General features: G+C 43.8%; 2 protein-coding genes and 1 tRNA gene. 2 read left to right on the top strand and 1 reads right to left on the bottom strand.

Translation table 11 applies throughout. From position 1 onward, the window contains the following. Nucleotides 1-385: 385 nt before the first annotated feature. Nucleotides 386-2251: a methyl-accepting chemotaxis protein gene (locus AB6E08_RS22815; protein ID WP_371705189.1), complete on the top strand. Its 1866-nt coding sequence runs from the start codon at nucleotides 386-388 to the stop codon at nucleotides 2249-2251. A 98-nt stretch (nucleotides 2252-2349) separates the two neighbouring features. On the opposite strand, the gene AB6E08_RS22810 is transcribed toward AB6E08_RS22815, so the two are convergent. Then, nucleotides 2350-3138, bottom strand: a complete 789-nt coding sequence (locus AB6E08_RS22810; protein WP_017098611.1) for a lipase family protein — start codon at nucleotides 3136-3138, stop codon at nucleotides 2350-2352. A 349-nt stretch (nucleotides 3139-3487) separates the two neighbouring features. Between AB6E08_RS22810 and AB6E08_RS22805 the strand changes: the two genes are divergently transcribed. Further along, nucleotides 3488-3574 (top strand) — tRNA-Leu (locus AB6E08_RS22805). Nucleotides 3575-3709: the final 135 nt, after the last annotated feature.

Here is a 3709-nt window from a genome sequence, read left to right as displayed (position 1 = left end):
AGCGGATTGCAAATCCGTGGACCTCGGTTCGACTCCGGGAGGCGCCTCCATCATTCAGAAAAACCAGCCCTCTTGGCTGGTTTTTTCGTTTCTGGCTTCCTATCTTTGAGTTCCCGGTTTCTTCTCTTAAACAACGGGTCTTTCCATAGTTTTATTTGTTTAACGCTTCCAAGCTAAATTAGTATCGCTCAATCTTATGTATGGCTTCTTGTTGATAAACAAGTAAATAAATCAAAGTCACACTTAAATATAATACTCAATTTGTTTCATTTTTATTTGGCATACACCAAATAAAAGAATGGGTTTCGATGATAAAGTTCCTCTTTGCATTTCTATAATTGTTCTATAAGAGGTTCTTAATATGCAATTTAGTCTAAAGAGGAAAATGGTTTTCTCTGTAGTTTTGGCGATTGCTTTTACATCCGCAATTCTTCTTTTTATGGGTTATAAGACGTTTCAAAATAACAGCTGGCAAGCCATAGAGAGCGAGAGTCGCAATACGTTACATGCACATGCAAAAGGGATCAGCGATTGGTTTTATGACAAGAAACAAGCCGTACACGGTCTACAGCAACAAGTGCAGCTTAACCCTTCCTTAGATATCGTACCTCATTTACGTCAAACCTTGGTATCTGGTGGGTTTGGATTGAGTTATTACGGTAACAAAGAAGGTGAGATGTTCCGTCATGATCCTTCACTGAATAAAGCGGGCTATGACCCAAGAGTCCGAGGTTGGTATAAACAAACCTTAGCTGAGAATCGAGCGGTGACAACAAAGCCGTATGTGAGTGTGACGATGCAAACCTTGGTGGTGACACTGACAGACCCTGTGACCGAGAATGGATCGATCATCGGTGTTGTCGCATCAAACTTGGCATTGGACAAATTGATTGAAGACGTATTAGCCATTCAGGTTCCGGGGAATGGGCGTGCGATTCTGATTGATAAGCAAGGGACGGTCGTTGCTCATCAAAATAAAGATTTCATTCTGAAACAAGTCAATGATATTGCGCCAGAGCTGAGTGTGTCTGGCTTGAACAGTGCTGCGCAAAACTTGACGACGATCTTTACTCAAGTGGATGGTGCCGAGCGAGTCATCATGGCTGAGCCGATTAAAGGCACTGACTGGTTACTTGTGATTGAAATGGATAAAGACGTACTAGAGCAGCCCCTGTTCGATATGTTGATTAGCCAAATCACCACAGGTTTGATTGTATTGATCGTTATGGCTGTAGCAACCTCATGGTTTGTGGCTCGTCAATTAGTTGAACTAGGGCGAGTGAGTGAAGCATTAGCTGATATTGCGGAAGGGGAAGGCGACCTCACACAAAGACTACAAGTGTCGAGCCAAGATGAGGTGGGTCAACTTGCCGATAAGTTTAATGTCTTCGTTGATCGGCTCCATCAAATGATGCAAAACGTCACTCAAGTTTCTACCGCGATGAACAGCGGTGCCGAGCATGCTAATACCAGTGCGATGAAGCGCAGTGATAGTGTAAGCAGGCAACAAGATGAGATCACGATGGTTGCAACGGCTGTGACAGAAATGGCGACAGCAACAGCGGAAATCGCCACGAATGCTGAGAGTACGGCAAAAAGTGCGACTCATTCGGTGGAGTTGAGCGAGCAAGGCTTCCAACAGATGGCTAAAAGCCAATCATCGATCAATGACCTCGCTACTGAGCTAACAAGCGCTGTGTCTATCATCAGTGAGCTTGAAGAGCATGGTCAGCAAATCGCGTCTATCTTAGCGACGATTCGTGAAATAGCGGAGCAAACGAACTTACTCGCGCTCAATGCGGCCATTGAAGCGGCTAGGGCAGGCGAACAAGGTCGAGGCTTTGCAGTGGTTGCTGATGAGGTTCGTGTGCTTTCTCAACGTACTCATGCTTCAACAGAAGAGATCGAAGACAAGATCAAACGCTTACAACAAGCGACCAATGGTGCGGTGAAAGTGATGACGCAAAGCCATGATATGGCGAAAACAAGCGTACACGATGTGGATATGGCCGGAGAGAGCCTAGCTCAAATCCGTGAAGCGATTCAGATGATCAGTGATATGGCGACTCAGATTGCTTCTGCCGCTGAAGAGCAGTCACTGGTTACTGCCGAAATCAATGCGAATACCGAATCTGTTCGTGAAGTGAGTGATGTGATGGCAGTTGATGCGACCGATGCGGTTTCACAAGCCGATCAGCTAAGTCATTTAGCGAGTGACTTGAAACGAGAGTTGTCACGCTTCAAGCTTTAATCTTTAATCGATATTGCAGAAAACAACATAGGTTTAGAAACTAAAGAGCACAGACAGTAATAGGCCTGTGCTCTTTCTTTAATAGCTTCAAATGAGTCTCAGTGCTTATCAAAGAAATCCTTATTGCGAATATATTTGCTCATTAAGTGGTAAGAAAAAGGTCTGATCAACCAACTTAGAACAGAGCGCCCAAGACGTATAAACGTCGGTGTGTTTTCGTAGATCCTGCCGTTATAGAGCCAAAGCACTTTCCCTACATGCCAATACAACAGAGGCACGGGCGGCATGAAGGTGACAATATCTATGTCGCAACAGATACGGTAGGTTTTCTTACTCAAACGGTAGTGCTTTCGAAAATTCCAATCACCAATCGCAGGTTGGCCAAAAGTCACGATTCGCTTAACACAGCCTGGATACTTTTGATCTAGGTAATCTGCGAACACGCAGCCAATTGCACCACCAGAAGAGTGGCCGGTTATAGAAATCCTTTTCCCTTGTTCTAACAAAGGCAAGAGTGTCGCTTCTAAGCGTTCGATAACGGTTTGCCCAAGCTTGTCTTCGTTACGACTCGGCTGGCTTTCTTGAAACATGAGATGATAGAAACCGGCATGTACACGATAGTTCAGCCCAATCTTTTTACAGCTTCTTGTCCATAGTGCAAAAGTGAGTAGCCAGTCAGAAACACTGTGTGATCCCTTGATAACCACAACCACTTCATCTTTGTCACTACTCCATAAAACTCGAATCATGGTTTTGCCAAACTGGTTCTTTATGATGCGCTGTCCATTAGGATCAAAACCGTAACGAGTCTGTTTAAAAACTCTCGGGTAGGCGAGGTTACAAAGAACCGCGTAGCGTTCATATTGGTATCGTTTTAGTGACTTCACGTTTTCATTTCGTAATTATAGTTGTGTAAAACTTTAGCCTTTGAATGTGAAAAGCACATGAAAACGAAGGAGTGTTTCTTTAATTCAATGGAATTGACAGTGTTTTGTGAGTCTGAAAATGGGAATTTGGCCTTTGAATTCCAACTCAAACTCAAAATCTACGAATAAGAACCGTACAAGCTGCACTAAATTCATTCTGTAGAGTTCGATAATTAATCACTTGAATTAAATGATAAAATTTATTGTTGACGAATTTTTTTCATCCGTTAAAGTACACCTCGTTCTCACGGCTTAGGTCGCGGAGAGATGGTGTTTTACTCTTCAGTAATCAGCATCGCATGATTGCGTTGCCCTGGTGGTGGAATTGGTAGACACAAGGGATTTAAAATCCCTCGGCGTTCGCGCTGTGCCGGTTCAAGTCCGGCCCGGGGCACCATCTATCTAGTTTCTACTTTTAGTAGAGTGTTGAACAAAGAGTGGTTCTCTTTAAACACTTCAATATATTTTATGTTGATAAAGGCGCCTTGGCAGAGTGGCTATGCAGCGGATTGCAAATCCGTGGACCTCGGTT

The organism is Vibrio sp. 10N.247.310.24 (assembly GCF_041467175.1).
GTDB lineage: Bacteria > Pseudomonadota > Gammaproteobacteria > Enterobacterales > Vibrionaceae > Vibrio > Vibrio tasmaniensis_A.
The sequence above is the reverse complement of the archived record's forward strand: the minus strand, read 5'-3'. Positions and strand labels throughout refer to the sequence as shown.